Genomic DNA, 21,152 nt, shown 5'->3' with positions numbered 1-21,152 from the left:
GGGCTCAGCGCCGCGCCAGCTCGTCGGACCTCGGGACGGCCTCCCGGACCGGCGGATCGGCCGCGGGCCCGGAGCTGAGCCGCGTGCGGATAGCCACCATGACGTATTTGGCATATTCGCTTGCGAGGAGCCGGGCCGCGGACGGACTCGACCACCAGCCGGCCGGATCGACGGCCGGGCTTACCACGGGGTGCGGCACCTTGCGGATCTGCGGCAAGGCGTGATCGAGCTCCGCCATGGTGCGCGGCATGTGGTAGTTCGACGTCACCACGATCAGCGATCCGAAACCGTTCTCGCGCACCCAGCGCCGGGTCTCCTCTGCATTCCCGACCGTGTTGCGGGCGCGGTAGTCGAGATCGACGCAGCATTCCACGAGGCGGCGCTGGCCCGGAGAGAGCCGCGCGATCTCCTCGCGGCTGGTGCGCTCGTTTACGCCCGTGATGAGAAGCCGGTGCCCGAAGCCGCGGGCGAGAAGCTCGATGGCGTCGCCGATGCGCTGCGCCCCGCCCGTCAGCGCGACGATGGCATCCGCGGAGACGGGTGGATCGCGCTCCACCCGGTCCAGCGACCAGACGAAGCCGACGAAACCCGCGACCGCAGCCGCGGTCCCGAGTCCGACGCATGCGGCCCCGGCGATCGCCAGCCGGCGGAACAGGCCGGACCGCTCCTCCCTCATCTCTCGTGCCTCGTGCAGACCACCATGGACCAGCCTGCCGGCGCCGCCCTGGACGATCACGTCTACTCCAGGATAGTTCCGAATAAGACGCCGGAAGGGCGATTCGGTTCGATCCCTTCACCCTGCCCTCAGCTCCCGAAGAAAGCGTTTCGCCGTCGCGGCCGAGACCAGGCCTGCGATCGCCGCGACGGCCGCGGCGACGCATAGGATGAGGAGATAGGCCCGCAGGCCGACCGAGACCGTGCCGAAGAGGACGCCATCCTCGCTGCCGCGGGCGCCGGAGGCGAGCGCCGCGATCCACCCGAGCAGCGGCAGGGACAACGCGGCCGCCGCAGCCCCGGCGGCCGCCGCGGCGGCCGCGAGCGCAAGAAAGCGGAGCGCGAGCACGCGGGCGACGAAGCGGTCGGTCGCACCCACAAGCTGCAGCACGTCGACGGCGTCGCGGCTCCCCGCCATCGCGCCGCGCGTCGCGAAGGCCACCGCCAGGCCCGATGCCGCCAGGATCACCAGCATCAGAGCCGCGGCGGCGCCCAGGATCGTGTTCGCCACGCCCGAGAGGCGCGCCCGCCATGCTCCGTGGTCGTCGAGGCCCGCGCCGGGGATCTCCGCCGCGAGCCGCCGCTCGAGAGCCCGCAGATCCGGGGCGGGATCGGCCGACAGGCGCAGCGAGACGAGCCTTGGAACGGGCAGCGAGGCGAGATCGAGGCCGCGTCCGAGCCAGGGCTCCAGCAGAGCCTCGGCATCCGCCCGGGACAGGATTCGGGCCTCCGCCACACCCGCGGCCGCGCGGGCGAGCGAAGCCGCACGGGCGAGGTCCGCCTCGATGTCCCGGCCCGCCTGCGGCCGCAGCTGGATCGTCGCCTCGCGCGCGAGCGCGGCGCGCCATTCGCGCGAACTGGCGGCCACCATCTCCGCACCGGCGGCGGCCAGCGCAGCCAGGAAGGTGAGGATCGCCACGATGGCCAGGAGAGAGCGGCTGGCGGCCGGGTCCGACAGGACGAGAGCCGGCCGGCGGTCGCGACGGAGGAACCGGAATCCGCTCATGCCCGCGGCTCAGTCATACCGATGAAGCTGGCCGTCGCTCAGGACGAGCCGGCGCGCATCGACCTGATCCATCAGCGCAAGATCGTGCGTGGCGATGAGAACGGAAGTGCCCAGGCGGTTCAGCTCCAGGAACAGGCGGAGGAGGCGCCGCGCCAGCGCCGGATCGACATTCCCGGTCGGCTCGTCGGCGAGGATCAGCTCGGGCCGGGCGATGAGCGCCCGCGCGATGGCGGCGCGCTGCTTCTCCCCGCCCGACAGGACGGGCGGCAGCGCATGCGCCCGCTCGCCCAGGCCGACCCAGGCGAGGAGCTCCATGACCTCCGCGCGGTAGCTCGCCTCCTCCCGCTCCTGCACGCGCAGCGGCAGCGCCACGTTCTCGTAGGTCGTCAGATGGTCGAGCAGGCGAAAATCCTGGAACACCACGCCCATGCGCCGGCGCACGGCCGTCAGATCCTGGCCGGCGATGCCCGAAGCCTCCAGGCCGAAGAGCCGCACGAGCCCGCGGCTCGGCCGCAGCGACAGGAGGATGAGGCGGAGCAGCGTCGTCTTGCCCGCTCCGGACGGTCCCGTGAGGAACTGGAAGGAGCCGGGCTCCAGCGCGAAACTGATGTCGTGCAGGATCTCGGGGCCCTGCCCGTAGCGCAGGCCGACATTGTCGAAGGCGACGACGGGCTGTTCCAAGCCGGAGTGGCTCCGATTGAGGCTCCGTTAACCAGTCGCGACCAAGGGTCGCCGGCGAGAGCGAGGCCCCTCCTCTCGGCCGATTCGCCATGCTCATCGTCTGCCCCTCCTGCGCAAGCGAATACGCGCTCGATCCCGAACGGATCGGGGATGGTGGCCGCAAGGTGCGCTGCGCCGTGTGCCGCACGACCTGGTTCGTGGGCAAGCCTGAGCCGGCTCCCGAGCGGAGCGGCGCGGATCTCGGTTCGAGAGCGCCCGGGCCGGAGACCGGGCTGCGCGTGATCGAGGCGGCGGCGGAGCCGACCCGCCCGAACAACGCAGCGCCGCCCGGCCGCCGGACCAGATCCCTGCCCCTGAAGCGCGACCGCATGCCCGAGCGGCTCGCGGCGGCAGCGATAGCTTTCGTCCTCGTCGCCGCTCCCACCGCCATCGCGCTTCGCCACGAGCTTGTCCGTCGCCTGCCCGAAAGCGCGCCGCTCTTCGCAGCGGTCGGGCTCGGGGTGAACCTCGTCGGGCTGGAGCTCGCCGACGTCACGGCCGGGATCGCGGAGGATGGCCCCGCCCGGGCTCTCGTCATTGAGGGCGAGATCCGCTCGGTCGCCGCCGCCAGCGTGCAGGTGCCGCGGCTCGAATTCGTCGTCGAAGGCAAGGACCGGACCGGCCTCTATCGCTGGTCCGTGAAACCGCCCGTTCCCGAGCTCGGGCCCGGCGAGAGCGCCCGCTTCACCGCCCGGCTCGCCTCGCCGCCGCCGGACGGGGCGCGGCTCGTCGCCTCATTCCAGAGCACCGGAGCGGACCCGTCCGTTGCGTTGCGGTGAGGTTGCGGCCAGTGTTCGCGGCATGACTTCCTCTCCCCGTGTCCGGGTTCTCTTCGACGAAGCCGCGATCGCCCGGCGCAACCAGGAGATGGCGGCCGAAATCGCGGCGGCGGCCGCGCCCGACCTGCTCGTCATCGCGGTCCTGAAGGGCAGCTTCATGTTCGCGGCCGACCTGATCCGCGCCCTTCATCGGGCCGGTCTGGCCCCGCAGGTCGAATTCGTCCACCTGTCGAGCTACCGGTCCGGCACCGTCTCGTCCGGCAACGTGAGCATCCTGCGCGATGTCGAGAGCTCGGTGCGCGGGCGCGACGTGCTCCTCGTCGACGATGTGCTCGAGTCGGGCCGCACCCTCGTCTTCGCCAAGGACCTGCTGATGGCGCGCGGGGCGCGCCGGGTCTTCGTCTCCGTCCTGCTGGAGAAGCCGGGCAAGCGCGCCGTCACGATCAAGCCCGACTTCGTCGGCTTCACCTGCCCGGACGTCTTCGTGGTCGGCTACGGAATGGATATCGCCCACAACTATCGGCAGCTTCCATTCGTGGGCGTCGTGGCCCATGGAGACGCGGAACCCGACCTGTTCGGCGGAACTTGACCTTTACGATGGCGAAAATTCTACTTGTCGACGACGAGGAGCCGGTGCGCGGCTTCCTGAAGCGCGGCCTCGAGCTCGACGGGCATCAGGTCGCGACTGCCGTCGACGGCTCGGACGCGCTCGAACGCCTCACGGAGGAGGCAGGCGCGTTCGACCTGATGCTCACCGATATCCGCATGCCGATCATGGACGGCATCGCGCTCGCGCTCGCTGCCAAGCGCGATTTCCCGGACCTGCCGATCCTGCTCATGACCGGCTATGCCGACCAGCGCGAGCGCGCGAAGAACCTGGAGGTGATCATCGAGGACGTGCTGACGAAGCCGTTCTCGCTCGCCGAAGCGCGCGCCGCCGTCTCGCGCGTGCTGGAGGCCCGCCGCTCGGCCGCGTGACACCTACCCGTTGAGCAGCCAGATCTCGGCATTCAGGTAGGTCGCGAACGCGATCCAGGCCAGGTAGGGCAGCAGGCACCAGGAGGCGAGCCGGTCGATCCGCCGGAACATGGCGAAGGTCGCGCCTGCGGCGACGTCGAGCGCGAGGATGTTCGCGAGCCCCGCGGCCGGGCTCTGCGCGGCGAAGAAGGACCACGACCAGAGGCCGTTCAGCGCGAGCTGGAGGTAGAAGAGAGCGACGGCCCTGCCCCGGCCGGGCATGGCGGGATGAGTCGAGAGCACCCGCCAGATCGCGAAGGCCATGAGCCCGTAGAGCGCCGTCCAGACCGGGCCGAACACCCCGTTCGGCGGCGTGAGCGGCGGTTTTGCGAGGCCCGCGTACCAGGTCGGAATGTTGGGCAGCGTCGCCCAGGAGCCCAGGACGGACACCAGCGCGACCGGCAGGATCGCGAGGGCGAGCCTCCCCAACCGGCCGTTCCGATGTCGCGCGCTTGCCGCCAGGGTGTTCATCGCCGGTCCCATCCGCTACGGCTCGGCCTCGAAACACGCGTCACGATACGAGGTTCCTCGGGACATGGCGGAGAGCCGGACCTGGTCGAAGGCGAGCATGACCGCGCAGGCGCTCGGCCGGATAGACCCCGTGACGCGCGCTATCGTGCCGCCGATCCACGTCGCGTCCACCTATATCCGCGATCCCGACAACGCCTATTCGTCGGGCTTCATCTACGGGCGGCCGGACAACGCGACGATCCGCGATACCGAGGCCGTGATCGCGATGCTGGAGGAAGCGCAGGCGGGAGCGCTCCTGTTCTCCTCGGGGATGGCGGCGGCGACGGCCTGCTTCATGGCGCTGGAGCCCGGCGATCATGTCGTGGCCTCGGCCGTGATGTACTGGGCGCTCCGCAACTGGCTCGTGACCGAGGGAGCGCGCTGGGGCCTCGAGGTCGAACTCGCCGAGACGGACGACTTGGCGAAGCTCCGGGCGGCGGTGCGGCCGGGCCGGACCAAGCTCGTCTGGGTCGAGACGCCCTCCAATCCGCTCTGGACGATCACCGACATCGCGGGCGCGGCCGAGATCGCCCATGCCGCCGGCGCCCGGCTTGCCGTAGATTCGACCTGCGCCTCCCCGTTCCACACGCGCCCGCTCGCGCTCGGCGCGGACATCGTGATGCACGCCGCAACCAAGATCCTGAACGGCCATTCGGACGTGATCGCGGGCGTGCTCGCGGCGCGGGAGCGCGACGCCTATTGGGAGCGCATCGGCCGCATCCGGTCAGGCTCGGGCGCGATCCTCGGCCCCTTCGAAGCCTATCTCCTGAATCGCGGCCTCAAGACCTTCTTCGTGCGCGCGGCGGCGCAGGCGCGGAGCGCCGCCACGCTCGCCGAGCGCCTGTCGCACCACCCGCTGGTGGCGCGCGTGCTCTATCCGGGCCTGCCGCAGCATCCGGGGCACGATGTCGCCGCCCGCCAGATGGAGAACGGGTTCGGCTTCATGCTCTCCGTCCAGGTGAAGGGCGGCGAGCAGGCCGCGATCGGGACGGCGGCCAATATCCGGCTCTGGAAACGCGCGACATCGCTTGGCGGCGTCGAGAGCCTCATCGAGCATCGCGCTTCCATCGAAGGGCCAGGTACGCCCTGCCCCCCAGACCTCCTCCGCCTCTCCACGGGAATCGAGGATCCGGGCGATCTCTACGCCGATCTCGACGAAGCGCTGTCAGCCGCGCATCGCTGAGCGGCGGCGGCCGACCCGGGCGAGCCCGAGCATCGCGCCGCCCGCGACGAGGCCCCAGAAGGCCGCCCCGATCCCGAGAAAGGACAGCCCAGATGCCGCCGTCACGAACGTGACGATGGCGGGCACGCGCTCGTGCTCGCGCGCGAGCGCGGTCTGGATCGCGGCGCCGAAGCTGCCGAGCAGCGCAAGCCCGGCGACAGCCTGGATCAGCAGCGGCGGCGAGGCGGCCACGAAGGCCGCGGCGAAAGTCGCTGTCATCCCGAGGGCGATATAGGCGAGGCCTGCCGTCGCGGCGGCGATCCAGCGCCGCGACCTGTCGGGACCGGCCTCCGGCCCGGCGCAGAGCGCCGCCGTGATCGCCGCCAGGTTGACCATGTGCCCGCCGAACAACGCGGCGAGGGCGCTGGCGAAGCCGGTTGCGACGAAGATCGGCCCGATCGGCGGATGGTAGCCGTTCGAGTTCAGGACGGCGAGGCCCGGGATGTTCTGCGAGGCCATGGTCACGATGAACAGCGGGAGCGAGATGCCGAGGAATGCTGACCAGCTGAATGCGGGTGCGACAGGCACCACCCGCGGTACGAAGTCCGCCAGCGCCGCATCAGGCAGCGGCGTCGCGAAGGCCACGATGACGCCGGTGACGAGAACCGCGACCGGGATCGCGTAGGGGCGCGCAACGCGCCAGGCCAGGGCCCAGGCGATCACGACGGGGAGCGCCAGCATCGGCAGCGCGCCGACGGCACGGACCGGGGCGAGGCAGAGATCGAGCAGCACCCCCGCCAGCATGGCCCCGGCGAGCGAGATCGGAATGGCGGCCACCGCGCGGCCGAACGGCCGCCACAGTCCCGCCGCGACGACGAGTGCCGAGGCGAGAAGGAAGGCGCCCACCGCGCCGGCGAAGCCGCCCGCCGGAACGCCCGTCACGATCAGCAGCGCCGCGCCCGGGGTCGACCAGGCGAGGCTGATCGGCATGCGGGCGCGCAGGCTCAGGACGGTCGCGGCGCCGCCCTTCACGACCAGCAGCGCGAGGAGCCCCGAGGCCGCCTGCACGGGCGTCGCGCCGACCGCGGCCAACGCCTGCAGGACCAGGGCGAAGGTGGATGCAAAGCCCACGATCGCCGCAAGCAGTCCCGCCGAGACGGGCTGGACGGCCTCCGATCGCCGCCCGTCGCCTGCGCGCTCCCGATCGGTCCGCCCGAGCCCCTGTTCCTCCGCTCCGTCCGCCACGCGCACCTCTACCGCGATCCCGCCCGGGACGACGGGACGCCCGCGTGTGACCGCTCATCGGCAGCCAGTCCTGCGAGGCCCGGTCGGCACGGGAGGAGGCCTCGATCCGCCAAGAAGATCATCGACTGCGAGCGGCACATTGCGATCGATCGACGGCAGGTCCGTCAGCCACGTCCGACGCCTGCAATATGTCCGACAGCATTGGCGCGCAAACGATCCCCGCCAGGAGCCGAGGCGACCTGCGCCCACCGACGGCGGGGCCTCAGGTCTTCCCGCGGGCCCGGGATCGTGCTTATTGGTCTGACCACGGTCGGACAGATGCACGACAGGATCGAAATCACGCGGGCCGAGGACGCCGGAGCAAAGGGGTTCGAGAAGGTCTTCGCCTTCTTGCGTGCCCGGCTTCTCGCGGGCGACCTCAAGCCTGGCGACCGCCTCCTACCGGAGCGCGAGCTGGCCGTGATCCTCGGCGTGAGCCGGCCGATCGTGCGCGAGGCGCTTCGCGCGCTTACCGTGCTCGGGCTCGTCGAGATCAAGGACCGGGTCGGCACGGTGGTGCGCCGGCCAGACGTCTCCGTCCTCAACGATTTCTTCGCTTTCGCGATCGCTCAAGCCACGGACGTCGTCGACGACGTCATGCAGGCGCGCATCGCCATCGAGTGCCAGGCGATCCGCCTCGCCGCCGCGCGCGCCACCATCGCCGATTTCGAGCGGCTTGGAGCCGCCCTCGCGCGGATCGCGCCGACGATCCACGATCCCGAGGCAGGCGCCCGGGCGGATTACGACTTTCATCGCTCCCTCGTGCGCGCAAGCGGCTCGGAGACCTTGGCGGTCCTCTACGACGCCATGGCCGAGGTGCTGATGACCTCGCATGTCGGCAGGCGGCGCACGCTCGACGCCTTCGGGGAGATCCGGACCTATCTCATCGAGGATCACAGGCGCCTGTTCCAGGCCGTCGTCGAACGTGATCCGGAACGTGCGGACAGGCTGCTGCGCGAGCATTTCGCCATCGGAGACGAGTTCCGCCGCAAGGCGGCCATCGGGGAGATGCGGCCTGCCGCATCGGCCTGAACGACAGAAGGGACGAGGGAACGCGTATGGGCGTGAGTGGCGGAGCCGGCACGGTCGGCTTCATCGGGCTCGGCACGATGGGCCGCGAGATGGTGCTGAACCTGCTCAAGGCGGGGCATGCGGTTCGGGTTTCCGATCTGCGCCGGGAGGCGATGGACGAGCTCGTCGCGCATGGCGCAACCGCCGCGGACGGCCCGGCAGAGGCCGCAGCCGGGGCCGACATCGCGATCACGATGCTGCCCGACACGCCCGATGTCGAGGCGGTGGTCTATGCCGCAGGCGGCCTGCTCGCGAACCCGCCGCGAGGCCGGCTCGTGGTCGACATGAGTACGATCTCGCCTGTCGCGGTGAGGCGGATCCATGCTGATTTCGCGGCCCGGGACGTCGCCTTCCTCGACGCGCCGGTTTCCGGAGGCCCTGTCGGGGCAAAGAACGGGACATTGTCCATCATGGTCGGGGGCGACCCCGAGGGCTTCGCTCGGGCGCACCCCTTCTTCGGCGCGATGGGCACCACGATCACGCATGTCGGCGGGCCGGGCGCCGGGCAGACGGTCAAGCTCTGCAACCAGCTCGTCTGCGGCATCAACATCCAGGCGATCTGCGAGGCGATCGCCCTCGGACGCGCCTCCGGGGTCGATCTCGAGCAGCTGCGCAAGGTGCTGCTCGGCGGCTCGGCCGCCTCCTGGATGCTGGACAGGCTCGGGCCCGCCATGATCGCCGGCGATGCGAGTGCCGGCTTCCGCATCGACCTCATGTTCAAGGACCTGCGGCTCGTCCAGGAGCATGCGCAGGCGCTTTCGGTTCCGCTTCCCGGGACCGCGCTGGTCACGAGCCAATACGTGGAGGCGCGGGCGCATGGCGAGGGTGCGAACGGGAACCAGGCCTTGTTCCGGGTCTACGACCGCATGACCAACCAGCGGCCCTCCTGAACACCGGGGTCGGAGCGTCAGGCCGGCATGAACCTGAACCTCGACTTCTCCGTGGTGCTCGAGCGCTGGCCGAGCCTGCTCGACGGCGCCATGGTGACCCTGCAGCTCGCCTGCATCGCGACGGTCGCCGGGGGCGCGATCGGCATCCTGTGCGCCATCGGGCGGCGCAGCGGACCTCCGGTGGTGGCGGCGCTGTGCGAGATCTACGTGGAGGGGATCCGCAATACGCCCCTGCTGGTCCAGATCTTCCTCGTCTATTTCGGGCTTGCCAGCATCGGCCTGCAGCTTTCGGCCATGACGGTCGCGGCGCTCGCGCTCACCATCAATGTCGGCGCCTATACGACCGAGATCGTCCGGGCGGGGTTCGAATCCATCAACAAGGGTCAGATCGAGGCGGGCCAGGGCCTCGGCCTGTCCCCGGCCCAGGTCTATTGGCACGTCATCCTGCTGCCCGCGATCGAGCGGGTCTATCCCTCGCTCACCAGCCAGTTCGTGCTGCTGATGCTCGCCTCCTCGGTCACCTCGCAGATCTCGGCCGAGGAGCTGACGGCGGTGGCGAACTACATCCAGTCCGACACCTACCGGGCCTTCGAGACCTATATCGTCGTCGCGCTGATCTACGTCGTCCTCTCGCTCGTCATGCGGGCCGGCTTCTTCGGGATCGGCCAGCTCATCTTCCCCCGCCGGCGCCGGCTCGGCACGCCGCTGTGAGGACCGGATGGGCGGCTCGCTGAACCTCAACCACCTCCTCTTCCTCCTGCAGGGCGCGGGCTGGACCGTGGTCCTGTCCGTGCTGGCGCTTGTGGGCGGGGGGATTCTCGGCTTCGCCGTGGCGCTCTGCCGAGTTTCGGCCAGCCGCGCCGTCCGGCTCGTCTCGGGCGGCTACGTGCAGCTCATCCAGGGCACGCCGCTCCTGGTCATCATGTTCCTCACCTATTTCGGCCTGCCAGCGATCGGCTTCCGCATCTCGCCGCTCGCAGCGGCCGGCGCGTCGCTCACGATCTATGTCGGCGCCTATCTGGGCGAAATCTGGCGCGGCGCGATCCAGTCGGTGCCGCGGCCGCAATGGGAGGCCGCCGAAGGGCTCGCCCTCAGCCGCACGCAGAGGATGACCCGGGTGATCCTGCCCCAGGCGGTCCGCATCGCCACACCGCCGACCGTCGGGTTCTTCGTCCAGATCATCAAGAACACCTCGCTCGCCTCGGTGGTCGGGTTCGTCGAGCTCGCCCGTTCGGGCCAGATCATCAACAACTCGCTGTTCGAGCCCTTCCTGATCTACTCGATCATCGCGGTCATCTACTTCGTACTCTGCTACCCGCTCTCGCGCCTCAGCCGAAGGCTCGAGCGACGGGCCGGACAGGGGCGGGGCCAGACGCTCGCGCCCGCGTGATACCCGAAGCCATGAGCCCAGCCCCCACATCAGCGACCGGCCAGGACCCCGCCGTCCGTCTCTCCGACGTGCACAAGTCGTTCGGAACGAACAAGGTTCTGGACGGCGTCAGCTTCGACGTGCCGCGCGGAAGCGTCACCACGATCATCGGCCGCAGCGGGTCCGGGAAGAGCACCGCGCTTCGCTGCATCGACCGGTTCGAGCGCATCGACCGCGGCGAGATCACCGTCTGCGGTCACAGGGTGCACGAGCCGTCGCTCGACCTCAGAGCCCTGCGGCTCGACGTCGGGATCGTGTTCCAGAGCTACAACCTCTTCCCCCATCTCACGGTCGAGGAGAACATCATCCTCGCGCCCACCGCCGTGAAGAAGATGCCGAAGGCGGAGGCGAGGGAGCTTGCCCGCCGGGTGCTCGCCCAGGTCGGCCTGGAGGAGAAGCTCCATGCCTATCCCGAGCAGCTCTCGGGCGGGCAGCAGCAGCGCGGCGCCATCGCTCGCTCGCTCGCGATGCAGCCCAAGGTGATGCTGTTCGACGAGGTGACCTCGGCGCTCGACCCCGAACTGACCGGCGAGGTCCTGAAGGTCATCGAGCAGCTCGCGGCGGACGGCATGACGATGGTGCTCGTCACCCACGAGATGGCCTTCGCGCGCGGCATCGCCGACCAGGTCGTGTTCATGCATCGCGGCAAGGTCCACGAGATCGGCCCTGCCGCCATCCTTTCGTCGCCGGCGACGCAGGAACTCGCCCAGTTCGTCGGCACGGGGCTCTAGGGTCCGGACCCTAGAGGCACATCAGGAGAGGGAGAGAGACAAATGACGGGACGGCATTGGCTTGCGGCTGCGGCGCTCGCAGCGCTCTGCGCGGCGCTGCCTTCAGGAGGCGCGAAGGCGGATCTCCTGGACGACATCATGAAGGCGAAGAAGATCAGGATCGCGACCGACCTCGCCATCCCGCCATCCGGCATGGTCGACGCCAACATGAAGCCGACCGGCTCGGACGTGGAGACGGCCCAGCTCCTCGCCAAGGACTGGGGCCTCGAGCTGGAGTTCGTCCAGACGACCGGGGCGACCCGCATCCCGAACGTCCAGACCGGCAAGGCGGACATCATCATCTCGACGCTTTCGGTCACACCGGAACGCGCCAAGGTGATCGACTTCACCAAGCCCTACGCGGCCCTGCAATCCGTCGTCGGCTGCCTGAAGTCGCTGCCGATCAAGGACTGGGCCGACCTGAAGGGGAAGGCGATCGCGGTCTCGCGCGGCACGACGCAGGACACGACGCTCACCAACATGAAGGATCGCGACCTCAGGATCGCGCGCTACGACGACGACGCCACCATGGTGACGGCCGCCGTCTCCGGCCAGGCCGATTGCGTGGCGACCTCCGCGACGATCGTGAACCAGATCGGCGTGAAGAACCCGTCCCGCGCCTTCGAGCCGAAGGTGCTGATCACGAATTTCGACCTCGCGATCGGCTTGCGCCAGGGCGAGCCGCGCCTGAAAGAGAAGCTGAACGAGTGGATCTCGGCGAACCTGAAGAACGGCAAGCTGAACGAGATCTACAGGAAGTTCCACGGCTCCGACCTGCCTGCCGAGATGCGCAGCTGAGCCTTCAGGCGACCTCAAGACCGGCCGGCGCGCCCATGCGCCGGCCTCCTACTGACAAGGATGGCAAGATGCGTCTCGTGATCGGATCGGACCACGCCGGCTGGAGCCTGAAGGGCACGGTCATCGCCCATCTGCGCGAACTCGGCCACGAGGTCACGGATGTTGGCTCCTACGACGACAAACCGGTCGATTTCCCCGACGTCGCCCGCAAGGTGGCGGCGAAGATCACGGCCGGGGAGGCGGAGCGCGGCATCATGGTCTGCGGCACGGGCGTCGGCGCCTCGATCGCGGCCAACAAGCTTAAGGGCATCCGCGCGGCCGTGTGCCACGACGTCCATTCGGCGCACCAGGCGGTCGAGCACGACGACGTGAACGTTATGTGCATCGGAGCCCAGATCGTCGGACCTTGGCTGGCGAAGGACCTGATCACATCCTTCATGGAGGCGGAGTTCTCGACCGACGAGGATTTCAGGCGTCGCGTGCGGAAGCTGCACGAGATGGACGCCGAATCCTGATCCATCCCCCGCCGCCATGATCGTCGTCTTCGGTTCGATCAACATCGACCTCGTCGCCCGGGTCGCGTCGATTCCCCGCCCGGGCGAAACGGTCCTGTCGCCCGGCTACGAGATGCTCTTCGGCGGCAAGGGTGCGAACCAGGCGGTGGCGGCCGCGCGCGCGCTGCAGGGGACCGGCATCGAGGTCGCGATGGTGGGGCGCGTGGGAGACGACGAGTTCGGCAGGGCCGCGGTCGGAAACCTCCAGGCGAACGGGGTCGCGGTCGGGTGCGTCGCGGCGGCCCGGGAGCCGACCGGCTGCGCCTTCATCGCCGTCGATGAGCGCGGCGAGAACGCGATCACGGTCGCGAGCGGGGCGAACATGGCGCTTCGCGCCGGCGACCTCGCGCATCGGCCTGGCAGGGGCGACGTCCTGGTGCTGCAGATGGAGGTGCCGTTCGCCGAGGCGCTTTCGGCCGCGCGGGAGGCGAGCGCCGCCGGGGCCGTCGTGATCTGGAATCTTGCGCCGGCTCCGGCGAGCTTCTCGCGCGAGGATCTGAGCGCGCTGCTCGACGCCACGACGATCCTGGTGGTCAACGAGCACGAAGCCTCCGCAGCCGCCGGGGCGCTCGGCGAGGCCGCTTCCGATGCTGCAGCGGCCGCTGCCGCGGTCTCCTTGTGCCACGATCGGACGGTCATCCTGACGAGCGGCGCGGCGGGCGCCCGGGTCTATGCCGGCGGGACCTGCTCGTTCCATGCGCCCGCACCCGCCGTCGAGGTGGTGGACACGACCGGCGCCGGAGACACCTTCGTGGGCGTGCTCGCCGCGATGTCGGCCGAGGGGATGGACCTGCCGCGCTCCGTCGAGCTCGCCTGTCGAGCCGCTTCTCTCGCCTGCGGGCGGTCGGGCGCGCAGGCCGGGATGCCGAGCCGAGCCGAGCTCGGGGCGATGACGATGCCTGCCTGATCGGGCCGGGCTGCGCGAGCCCCTATATCCCGACGCCCTGATCGTTGAAGAGGTGCTCGATGATGCGGCCTTCCAGGGCCGCCAGGGTCGGGTCGCCGCGCCGCCGCGGCCGCGGCACCTCGACCGGGAGGTCGAGCGCGATCCGGCCCCCGTCGATGACGAGGATCCGGTCCGCGAGGGCGACGGCCTCGCCGACATCGTGCGTCACGAGCACGGCCGTGAAGCGCTCCCTGGACCAGATGCTCTCGATCAGGCCCTGCATCTCGATCCGGGTCAGCGCGTCGAGGGCGCCGAGAGGCTCGTCCAGCGCCAGGAACCGCGGCTGGCTGACGAGCGCGCGGGCGAGCGCGACCCGCTGCTTCTGCCCGCCGGACAAGACGGAGGGCCATTCCCTGGCCCTGTCCGCCAGGCCGACCGCCTTCAGCGCCGAGACCGCCATCTCCCGGCGGGTGGCCGCCGGGATCGACGGATCGAGGCCGACCTCGACATTGGCCAGCACGCGTCCCCAGGGCAGGAGCCGGGGCTCCTGGAACATGAGCCGGGCGGCACGGGCCGGAGCATTCTCCTCGCCCACCCGGACGGTTCCGGCCGTTGGCGCGTCGAGGTCGACCAGAAGGCGCAGCAGGGTGGACTTCCCGCATCCCGACTTGCCGACGATGGCCACGAACTGCCCGGCCGGGATGTGGAGGTCGAGCCCGGCCAGCACGCGCTTCGGCCCGAACGATTTTTCCAGGCTCCGCACCGTGATCGGAAGGCCCCCCGCCGCAGGGGGGCGTCCGATCTGGCCGCGGCTGCCGCTCACGGCCGGAAGATCGGCCTGGCGCTGCAGGGCTTGGGCGAACATGTGCGGATCCTCACGACTTGATCTGGAACGCCGGGTGCCATTGCAGCGAGAGCCGCTCCAGGAAGCGGGCGATCGTGTCGGCGAGCTTGCCGAGCAGGGCATAGATCACGATCGACAGGACCACGACGTCCACCAGGAGGAATTCCCGCGCCTGCATGGCCATGTAGCCGATGCCCGAGGAGGCCGAGATCGTCTCCGCCACGATGAGCGTGAGCCACATGATGCCGAGCGCATAGCGCAGTCCGACGAAGATGGAGGGGAGCGCCCCCGGGAGGATCACCTTCCAGAAGAGGCGCGCCGGCGACATGCCGTAGACGCGGCCCATCTCCAGGAGCTGCGGATCAACGCCACGTATCCCGTGCAGCGTATTGATGTAGATCGGGAAGAAGACGCCGAGCGCCACGAGGAAGAGCTTCGCCTCCTCGTCGATGCCGAACCACAGGATGACGAGCGGGATCATCGCCAGATGCGGCACGTTCCGGATCATCTGCAGCGTCGTGTCCGTCAGCTTCTCCGAAAGAGACGAGAGGCCGTTGGCGAAGCCGAGCGCGAGCCCGATCCCTCCACCGACCACGAAGCCCGAAACCGCGCGCAGGGCCGAGACCCAGATGTTCTCGAGCAGTTCGCCCGAACGGGCGAGCTTGACTGCCGCTGCGACGACATCGGACGGGGCAGGCAGCACGTTCGGCGGAATGCCGCCGAGCCGTGAGGCGGCTTCCCAGGCGAGGATGATCGCGACCGGCAGAAGCCAGCCGATCGCATTCCCGGCGTTGATCGATTTCAAGGCTCTCACGATGCTGCCGCAACCCTCTCGCGGCCGTGCCGGCCGACCGTGAACTCGTTCGCGACCGCGGCCCCAAGACGGCGCAACCGGTTCTCGATGCCGAGCGCGGGGAACAGGAGCTCGGCGACCCGGTAGGCTTCCTCCAGATGCGGGTAGCCGGATCCGATCACCGTATCGATGCCGACGGCCTGGTACTCGCGCAGCCGCTCCGCGACCTGCTCGGGCGTGCCGACGAGCGCCGTGCCGGCGCCGGTGCGCACGAGGCCGACGCCCGCCCAGAGATTGGGCGCCACGACGAGCCGGTCGCGCCGTCCCCCATGCAGCTCCGCCATCCGTTTCTGGCCGACCGAGTCCATCTGCTCGGCGAAGCGCTTCTGCGCCGCCTCGATCTGGGCGTCGCTGACCCGGCTGATGAGCCTGTCGGCTGCCGCCCAGGCCTCCTCCTCGGTCTCGCGGACGATGAAGTGCAGCCGGATGCCGAACCGCAGCTTGCGGCCGCGCGCCGCCGCCCTCTGCCGTGCGCGCTCGACCTTCTCCGCCACGCCGGCGACCGGCTCGCCCCAGGTCAGGTAGACATCGGTATGCTCGGCCGCGATCTCCTGGCCGGCATCGGAGGACCCGCCGAACCAGAGCGGGGGATGCGGCGACTGCACGGGCGGGAAATCGATCCGGCCGCCCTCGACCCGGTAATACTTGCCCCGGAAGTCGAGAGTCTCGCCGGATAGGAGCCGGCGCCAGATCGTCAGGAACTCGTCCGCCTGGAGGTAGCGCTCGTCATGGGGCAGGAACACGCCGTCTCCTGCCAGCTCGACCGGATTGCCTCCGACGACGACGTTCAGCAGCAGGCGCCCGTTCGACAGCCGGTCGAGGGCGGCGGTCTGCCGCGCCGCGAAGGAGGGCGAGACCACGCCCGGCCTCAGCGCGACGAGGAACTTCAGACGCTCGGTGACCGTGGCGAGCCCGGTGGCCGTGATCCAGGAATCCTCGCAGCTCTGTCCGGTCGGCAGCAGCACGCCCTCGAAGCCGAGCTGGTCGACCGCCTGGGCGATCTGCTTGAAATACGGGAACTCGGCCGGCCGCTGCTGCCGCTCGGAGCCGAGATACGACCCGTCGCCGTGGGTCGGAATGAACCAGAAGAAGTGGATCGGATCGGCGATGCCGGGCCGGAGAGCGGTTACGCTCATGGATACCTCCTGAACCTGTCCTGTGCGCTGGAGCCGGAATTCAGCTCTGCGGGCGTACCCACACGGCGTCGCGGACGGTGATCGCCCGCGGGATCAGCCCGAGCTTGTGGAAGCGATCAGCCGTCTTCTGCTGGTTGGCGATGATCTCGTCCGTGATCGGCAGGATCCCGAAATCCGTCCGGTCGGCCGCGAGCGTTTGCGCGGCGAGCTCGACGCCGGTCACCTCGTGCAGCGCCTTGGCGACGGCCGGACGATTGGCGTCCGCCCATTTCGCGGCCTCGTCGAGGCCGGCGAGCGTGAGATCGATCGTCCTGCCGTTCTTTGCCGCAAAAGCCTTGTTGGCCAGGAAGAAGGTATTGACCTTCAGCGCCTCCTTCGAGGTCACGAGAAGGCGCGGCTCGTGCCGCGTCTGCGCGATGGCCAGGAAGGGATCCCAGATAGTCCAGGCGTCGATCGCGTCGCGCGCAAAGGCCGCGGCGGCATCGGCCGGGCTCAGATAGACCGGCGTGATGTCGGAATAGGAGAGGCCTCCCCGCTCGAGGGCCGCGACCGTGAGGTTGTGGGAGCTCGACCCCTTGGTGAAGCCGACCTTCCTGCCCTTGAGATCCGCAAGCGTCCTGATCGGGGAATCCTGCTTGACGATCACCGCCTCGCCGGCCCCATTCGAGGGCAGCGCCGCCACATAGACGATCGCCGCGCGGGCAGCCTGCGCGAAGATCGGCGGCGCGTCCCCCGTCCAGCCGACATCGACGGACCCGACATTCATCGCCTCCAGCAGCGGCGGCCCGGCCGTGAATTCGACCCAGCGCACGTTGGTGCCCTGCGCGGCGAGCCGCTTCTCGATCGCCTTCTGCTGCCGGGCGATCACCGGGAGCCCGGCCTTCTGGTAGCCGATGCGCAGCTCCTTCGGCGCCTCCTGGGCGGCGAGCGGCTGCGCGGCAAGGCCTGCGAGCGCCAGACCCAATGCAAGGGCTGCGCGACGGTTCATGGCGGCCATTCGTCCTGTCCTCGGTTCAGCTCTGGGGCGCGGTCCAGACGATGTCGCGGACGGTGACCTGGCGCGGCACGATGCCGAGCTTGTGGAAGCTGTCCGCTATCGTCTGCTGGCTCTGGATGATCTGGTCGGTCATCGGCCCGATCTCGATCCGCAGCCGGTCGACCGCATGTTTCTGGATTTCCAGATCGACGCCGGTCACCTCGGAGATCGCGGCGGCGAGCTTGTCGCGGTTGCGTGCCGACCAGGCGACCGTGTCGCCGACCGCGTCGACGGCGGCCTTCAGGACCGTCGGGTGTCGGGCTGCGAAATCCCGGTTGGCGAGATAGAAGGAGTAGCTGTCGAGTACCCCCTGCGTGGTCGTGAGCACCCGGCCGTTATGGCGCTTCTCGGCAATCGCGAAATACGGGTCCCACACGGCCCAGGCATCGATGCTGCCGCGCGAGAAGGCCGCGACCGCGTCGGCCGGATTGAGGAAGGTCTGCTGCACGTCCGAGGGCGCCAGCCCCGCCTTCGCGAGCGCCTGCACGACGAAGTTGTGTGAGCTCGAGCCGCGCGCGAAGGCGAGCTTCTTCCCCTTCAGCTCCGCGAGGCTGCGGATCGGGCTGTCCTGCGGCACGAGAATGGCGGATTGCGAGGCGGGCGTCGCGGCCGCGTAGACCACCTTGGCCCCCGCGACCTGGGCGAAGATCGGCGGCGTGTCGCCGACCGCGCCGAAATCGATCGAGCCGAGGCCCAGCGCCTCCATCATGGGCGGGCCGTACTGGAACTCGACCCATTTCACGCTGGGCACCCCGAGCGCCTTGAGCCGCGCTTCGAGCGTCCCCTGCTGGCGCGCGACGACGAGGACGCCGCTCTTCTGATAGCCGACGCGGAACTCGGCCGGGGCGGCCGCGCTCGGCCGGATGGCGGAAGCGAGCGACGGGACGGCGAGGAGACCGGCCAGGGCGGAACGTCTGTTCAACATGATGGATGCTCTCAGGCGGCCCGGATGAGGGTTGCATCGCGCGTGGCGGGACGGGCGAAGCTGGCGAGCTCGGCGGCCGCCTGGCTGATGCGCCCCAGGGTCACCGGGTCGGCCAGCTCGCCGTCCTGGAAGTCCTCGTCGCTCGCATAGATGGATGTCGGCAGGGTCAGAGCCGCGAAGAAGCCGAACAGCGGGCGAAGCTGGTGCTCCACCACGAGCGCATGCCGCCGCCCGCCCCCGGTGGCGGCCAGGATGACCGGGGTCCCGGCGAGCGCCGCCGGCTCGACGAAGTCGAAGAGGTGCTTGAACAGCCCCGGATAGGAGCCCTTGTAGACGGGCGCGCCGACGATGAGGGCATCGGCCTTCTCGATCTCGGCCAAAGTCGCGAGCGCCTGCTCGGGCAGTCCGTCCCGCCGGAATGCGGCGAGGCCCGGGCCTATATCGGCCAGATCGACGAGCCGAATGTCTGCGCCGCGTCTGGCAGCTACCTCCCGCCCGATGGCGGCGACCAGCTCCGTGGTGCGCGACGGACGGCGCGTGCTTCCGGAAACGGCCACGATCTTCAGTCTGCTCATGCTCTATGAGACCCCTTTCGGCGCATCGGCCTGTCCCGCCCGGACTACGTCGGAGCGGCTCCTGTTCCCCGGTATCGAGACGTGATCACGCTCGGCGGAACTCAAATCCCCGAGCATGAGCGCAGATTTCGTGCGCGATCTGCCGAAATCTGGAGGTAAGAGATCGTTCATTTCCAAATATGTTGCTCTTGACTAGGGCATGAGGTCAATGGTCGGGTTTTTCTTTGTCCGCGAACCGCATGGTCGAAAGCGCCCCGCGCACGGCAGTTTGGGGAATGTTTTTATCGCGCCGCGTCGGTCAGAACGGATCGTCGAAGATATAAGTTCTCCATGGCGGGGATAGAGAGACGAGATTGTGCTTCATCTCGCGGGAATTTAGCGCGAATATTCCATTGGCCGGTCAGGCTGTAAAATCTATAATCAGATGCGTGACCCAAGTATCCCTTCTCCCCCGCAGCGCACCCTTCAAAGAAGACGATATCGCCCGCCTCGACCGCGTCCTCGGCGGGGCGACGCCGCTCCAGCGCGCTTGGCTGGCCGGGTTCCTGGCCGGTCTCGATGCCGGCGCGCAGCCCGTCCCGGCGAGTGCTGTCTCCCCGCCGCGTGCCGCTGAGCCGCTGACGATCCTGTTCGCGAGCGAGTCCGGGAATTCCGAGAAGCTGGCGAACGATGCGGCGAAGCTGGCGCGGAGGAGTGGCTTCAAGCCGAGGGTGGTCGATCTCGCCGAGCTGGATCTGGCCGAGTTGCCGAAGGCGAAGCACCTCATGGTCATCGCGGCGACCTGGGGGGAAGGCGAGCCACCCGGCCGCGCGGCGAGCGGCTATGCCGACCTGATGGGCCCGAATGCGCCGCGGCTCGATGGCGTCGATTTCGGCGTGCTGGCGCTGGGCGACACGGCTTATGTCGAGTTCTGCGCCATCGGAAAGGCGATCGACGCCCGGCTCGCCGAGCTTGGCGCGAGACGCGCCATCGAACGCGTCGACCTCGATCTCGATTTCGAAAAAGGCGCGGCCGCCTGGATCAAGGGCGCGGTCGAAAAGCTCGCACCGGCTACGCCCGAGCCGCAGACCGGGAATGTCGTCGCGGTGGATTTCGCCGGGCGAGCGGGCGCCGAGCCCAGCCGCGAGCCGGTTACGGCCGAGGTGACCGAGCACATCAACCTGAACTCGTCGCGTTCGGCCAAGGAGACGATCCACCTCGCCCTGTCGTTCGAGGACGGCGCCCCGGCCTACGAGCCCGGCGACTCCCTCGAGCTCTATCCGGAGAACGACCCGGCGCTGGTCGACCAGGTCCTCAAGGCGGCGGGCCTTGCAGGCGACGATGCCCTGCGCCGCACTCTGCTCTCGGAGCGCGACATCACCACGCTCTCACCCGCCACGATCGACCGCTTCGCGAAGGCGACCGGGCACGACGAGGCGCGGCGGCTCCTGGATTCGGGCGAGGCACGGGCCTGGATCGAGGGCCGGCAGCTGATCGACCTGCTCGAAACCTACCCAGCCGCTCTATCGGCCGAGCATCTGGGCGACATCACGCGCCCGCTTCCGCCCCGCGCCTACTCCATCGCATCTTCGCGCAAGGAGGTGGGCGAAGAGGCGCATCTTCTGATCGCGGCCGTCCGCTACGCCACCCATGGGCGAGCCCGGACGGGAGTTGCCTCCACCCATGTCGCCGACCGGACCAGGACCGGCGCGAAGCTCAAGGTGCGGCTGAAGCCGAACAGGCATTTCCGCCTGCCGGCGGATCCTGCAACGGACATCATCATGGTCGGGCCGGGCACGGGCGTCGCGCCCTTCCGGGCCTTCGTGCAGGAGCGCCGCGCCGTCGGAGCCACCGGCCGCTCGTGGCTCTTCTTCGGCGACCGCCACTTCACGCACGACTTCCTGTACCAGCTGGAATGGCAGGACGCGCTGGAGGACGGCAGCCTCACCCGGATCGACCTCGCCTTCTCGCGCGACCAGCCCGAGAAGATCTACGTCCAGGACCGGATCCGCGCGCGCCGGCGCGACGTGATCGACTGGCTCGAGGGCGGCGCGTCCTTCTACGTCTGCGGCGACGCCAAGGCGATGGCGAAGGATGTCCGTAAGGCGCTCGTGGATGCATTTGCCGACGTGAAGGCGATGTCGCCGGAATTGGCGGAAGATGCCGTACGGAAGCTCGAACGCGACAGGCGCTACCTGACCGACGTGTATTGAC

Annotated in this window: 24 protein-coding genes; 13 read left to right on the top strand and 11 right to left on the bottom strand. The window is 69.5% G+C overall.

Going from position 1 to position 21,152, the window contains the following annotated elements; all coding sequences use genetic code 11:
* Positions 1 to 4: 4 nt before the first annotated feature.
* Genes HJG44_RS02990 through ftsE form a run of 3 tightly spaced genes read right to left on the bottom strand, consistent with a single transcriptional unit; the run spans position 5 to position 2,401 of the window.
* Positions 5 to 736, bottom strand: coding sequence for a YdcF family protein (locus HJG44_RS02990; RefSeq protein ID WP_430395027.1), 732 nt, complete (start codon positions 734 to 736; stop codon positions 5 to 7).
* Between the two features lie 57 nt (positions 737 to 793).
* Positions 794 to 1,720, bottom strand: a complete 927-nt coding sequence (locus tag HJG44_RS02985) for a cell division protein FtsX (RefSeq protein ID WP_171216827.1) — start codon at positions 1,718 to 1,720, stop codon at positions 794 to 796.
* A gap of 9 nt (positions 1,721 to 1,729) precedes the next feature.
* A complete protein-coding gene (gene ftsE / locus HJG44_RS02980) occupies positions 1,730 to 2,401 on the bottom strand; it encodes a cell division ATP-binding protein FtsE (protein ID WP_171216826.1) in 672 nt (223 codons plus the stop codon).
* Positions 2,402 to 2,490: 89 nt separating this feature from the next.
* Here ftsE and HJG44_RS02975 point away from each other — a divergent pair, with 89 nt between their 5' ends.
* Genes HJG44_RS02975 through HJG44_RS02965 form a run of 3 tightly spaced genes read left to right on the top strand, consistent with a single transcriptional unit; the run spans position 2,491 to position 4,197 of the window.
* Positions 2,491 to 3,219 (top strand): zinc-ribbon domain-containing protein, encoded by a 729-nt coding sequence (locus HJG44_RS02975; protein ID WP_171216825.1) that lies wholly within the window; start codon positions 2,491 to 2,493, stop codon positions 3,217 to 3,219.
* Positions 3,220 to 3,241: 22 nt separating this feature from the next.
* Complete coding sequence (gene hpt / locus HJG44_RS02970; protein WP_171216824.1) at positions 3,242 to 3,808, top strand: hypoxanthine phosphoribosyltransferase; 567 nt, start codon at positions 3,242 to 3,244, stop codon at positions 3,806 to 3,808.
* 8 nt (positions 3,809 to 3,816) lie between these two features.
* Entirely contained in the window at positions 3,817 to 4,197 is a 381-nt protein-coding gene (locus HJG44_RS02965) for a response regulator (protein WP_171216823.1), read from the top strand.
* Between the two features lie 3 nt (positions 4,198 to 4,200).
* On the opposite strand, the gene HJG44_RS02960 is transcribed toward HJG44_RS02965, so the two are convergent.
* Positions 4,201 to 4,665 carry a TspO/MBR family protein gene (locus HJG44_RS02960; protein WP_246736000.1) on the bottom strand — a complete coding sequence of 155 codons (465 nt, stop codon included), beginning with the start codon at positions 4,663 to 4,665 and terminating at the stop codon, positions 4,201 to 4,203.
* A gap of 106 nt (positions 4,666 to 4,771) precedes the next feature.
* On the opposite strand from HJG44_RS02960, the gene HJG44_RS02955 reads away from it, so the two are divergent.
* Complete coding sequence (locus tag HJG44_RS02955) at positions 4,772 to 5,929, top strand: trans-sulfuration enzyme family protein (RefSeq protein WP_171216821.1); 1,158 nt, start codon at positions 4,772 to 4,774, stop codon at positions 5,927 to 5,929.
* On the opposite strand, the gene HJG44_RS02950 is transcribed toward HJG44_RS02955, so the two are convergent.
* Entirely contained in the window at positions 5,912 to 7,153 is a 1,242-nt protein-coding gene (locus HJG44_RS02950; RefSeq protein ID WP_171216820.1) for a benzoate/H(+) symporter BenE family transporter, read from the bottom strand. The genes HJG44_RS02955 and HJG44_RS02950 overlap by 18 nt on opposite strands.
* 318 nt (positions 7,154 to 7,471) lie before the next feature.
* Here HJG44_RS02950 and HJG44_RS02945 point away from each other — a divergent pair, with 318 nt between their 5' ends.
* The 8 genes from HJG44_RS02945 to HJG44_RS02910 all read left to right on the top strand — a co-directional run bounded on the left by HJG44_RS02945 (position 7,472) and on the right by HJG44_RS02910 (position 13,611).
* On the top strand, positions 7,472 to 8,224 hold the full coding sequence (locus HJG44_RS02945; RefSeq protein WP_171217285.1) for a FadR/GntR family transcriptional regulator: 753 nt from the start codon (positions 7,472 to 7,474) through the stop codon (positions 8,222 to 8,224).
* A 32-nt stretch (positions 8,225 to 8,256) separates the two neighbouring features.
* Positions 8,257 to 9,153, top strand: coding sequence for an NAD(P)-dependent oxidoreductase (locus HJG44_RS02940; protein WP_346767076.1), 897 nt, complete (start codon positions 8,257 to 8,259; stop codon positions 9,151 to 9,153).
* 27 nt (positions 9,154 to 9,180) lie between these two features.
* Positions 9,181 to 9,864 (top strand): amino acid ABC transporter permease, encoded by a 684-nt coding sequence (locus tag HJG44_RS02935; protein ID WP_171216818.1) that lies wholly within the window; start codon positions 9,181 to 9,183, stop codon positions 9,862 to 9,864.
* Between the two features lie 7 nt (positions 9,865 to 9,871).
* Positions 9,872 to 10,543, top strand: coding sequence for an amino acid ABC transporter permease (locus HJG44_RS02930; RefSeq protein ID WP_171216817.1), 672 nt, complete (start codon positions 9,872 to 9,874; stop codon positions 10,541 to 10,543).
* Positions 10,544 to 10,554: 11 nt separating this feature from the next.
* A complete protein-coding gene (locus tag HJG44_RS02925) occupies positions 10,555 to 11,313 on the top strand; it encodes an amino acid ABC transporter ATP-binding protein (RefSeq protein WP_171216816.1) in 759 nt (252 codons plus the stop codon).
* Positions 11,314 to 11,355: 42 nt separating this feature from the next.
* The gene (locus tag HJG44_RS02920; protein ID WP_171216815.1) at positions 11,356 to 12,150 is read left to right on the top strand and encodes a transporter substrate-binding domain-containing protein; all 795 of its coding nucleotides are present in this window, start codon (positions 11,356 to 11,358) and stop codon (positions 12,148 to 12,150) included.
* 68 nt (positions 12,151 to 12,218) lie between these two features.
* Positions 12,219 to 12,665 carry a ribose 5-phosphate isomerase B gene (gene rpiB, locus HJG44_RS02915; RefSeq protein ID WP_171216814.1) on the top strand — a complete coding sequence of 149 codons (447 nt, stop codon included), beginning with the start codon at positions 12,219 to 12,221 and terminating at the stop codon, positions 12,663 to 12,665.
* 16 nt (positions 12,666 to 12,681) lie between these two features.
* The gene (locus HJG44_RS02910) at positions 12,682 to 13,611 is read left to right on the top strand and encodes a ribokinase (RefSeq protein ID WP_171216813.1); all 930 of its coding nucleotides are present in this window, start codon (positions 12,682 to 12,684) and stop codon (positions 13,609 to 13,611) included.
* Between the two features lie 22 nt (positions 13,612 to 13,633).
* Here HJG44_RS02910 and HJG44_RS02905 read toward each other — a convergent pair whose 3' ends face one another.
* Genes HJG44_RS02905 through msuE form a run of 6 tightly spaced genes read right to left on the bottom strand, consistent with a single transcriptional unit; the run spans position 13,634 to position 18,959 of the window.
* Positions 13,634 to 14,455: an ATP-binding cassette domain-containing protein gene (locus HJG44_RS02905; RefSeq protein WP_171216812.1), complete on the bottom strand. Its 822-nt coding sequence runs from the start codon at positions 14,453 to 14,455 to the stop codon at positions 13,634 to 13,636.
* Positions 14,456 to 14,465: 10 nt separating this feature from the next.
* Positions 14,466 to 15,248, bottom strand: coding sequence for an ABC transporter permease subunit (locus tag HJG44_RS02900; RefSeq protein WP_430395026.1), 783 nt, complete (start codon positions 15,246 to 15,248; stop codon positions 14,466 to 14,468).
* Positions 15,245 to 16,423, bottom strand: a complete 1,179-nt coding sequence (gene ssuD, locus HJG44_RS02895; protein WP_171216811.1) for an FMNH2-dependent alkanesulfonate monooxygenase — start codon at positions 16,421 to 16,423, stop codon at positions 15,245 to 15,247. Before ssuD ends, HJG44_RS02900 begins: the two co-directional genes overlap by 4 nt.
* Positions 16,424 to 16,463: 40 nt before the next feature.
* A complete protein-coding gene (locus HJG44_RS02890) occupies positions 16,464 to 17,420 on the bottom strand; it encodes an aliphatic sulfonate ABC transporter substrate-binding protein (RefSeq protein WP_171216810.1) in 957 nt (318 codons plus the stop codon).
* Positions 17,421 to 17,436: 16 nt separating this feature from the next.
* Complete coding sequence (locus tag HJG44_RS02885; protein ID WP_171216809.1) at positions 17,437 to 18,384, bottom strand: aliphatic sulfonate ABC transporter substrate-binding protein; 948 nt, start codon at positions 18,382 to 18,384, stop codon at positions 17,437 to 17,439.
* Between the two features lie 11 nt (positions 18,385 to 18,395).
* Positions 18,396 to 18,959, bottom strand: coding sequence for an FMN reductase (gene msuE, locus HJG44_RS02880; protein ID WP_171216808.1), 564 nt, complete (start codon positions 18,957 to 18,959; stop codon positions 18,396 to 18,398).
* Positions 18,960 to 19,387: 428 nt separating this feature from the next.
* On the opposite strand from msuE, the gene HJG44_RS02875 reads away from it, so the two are divergent.
* The gene (locus HJG44_RS02875; protein ID WP_171216807.1) at positions 19,388 to 21,151 is read left to right on the top strand and encodes a flavodoxin domain-containing protein; all 1,764 of its coding nucleotides are present in this window, start codon (positions 19,388 to 19,390) and stop codon (positions 21,149 to 21,151) included.
* Position 21,152: the final 1 nt, after the last annotated feature.

Source organism: Enterovirga aerilata, assembly GCF_013044135.1.
GTDB lineage: Bacteria > Pseudomonadota > Alphaproteobacteria > Rhizobiales > Beijerinckiaceae > Enterovirga > Enterovirga aerilata.
Note: the sequence above shows the minus strand (reverse complement) of the source record. Positions and strands in the feature narration are given on the sequence as shown.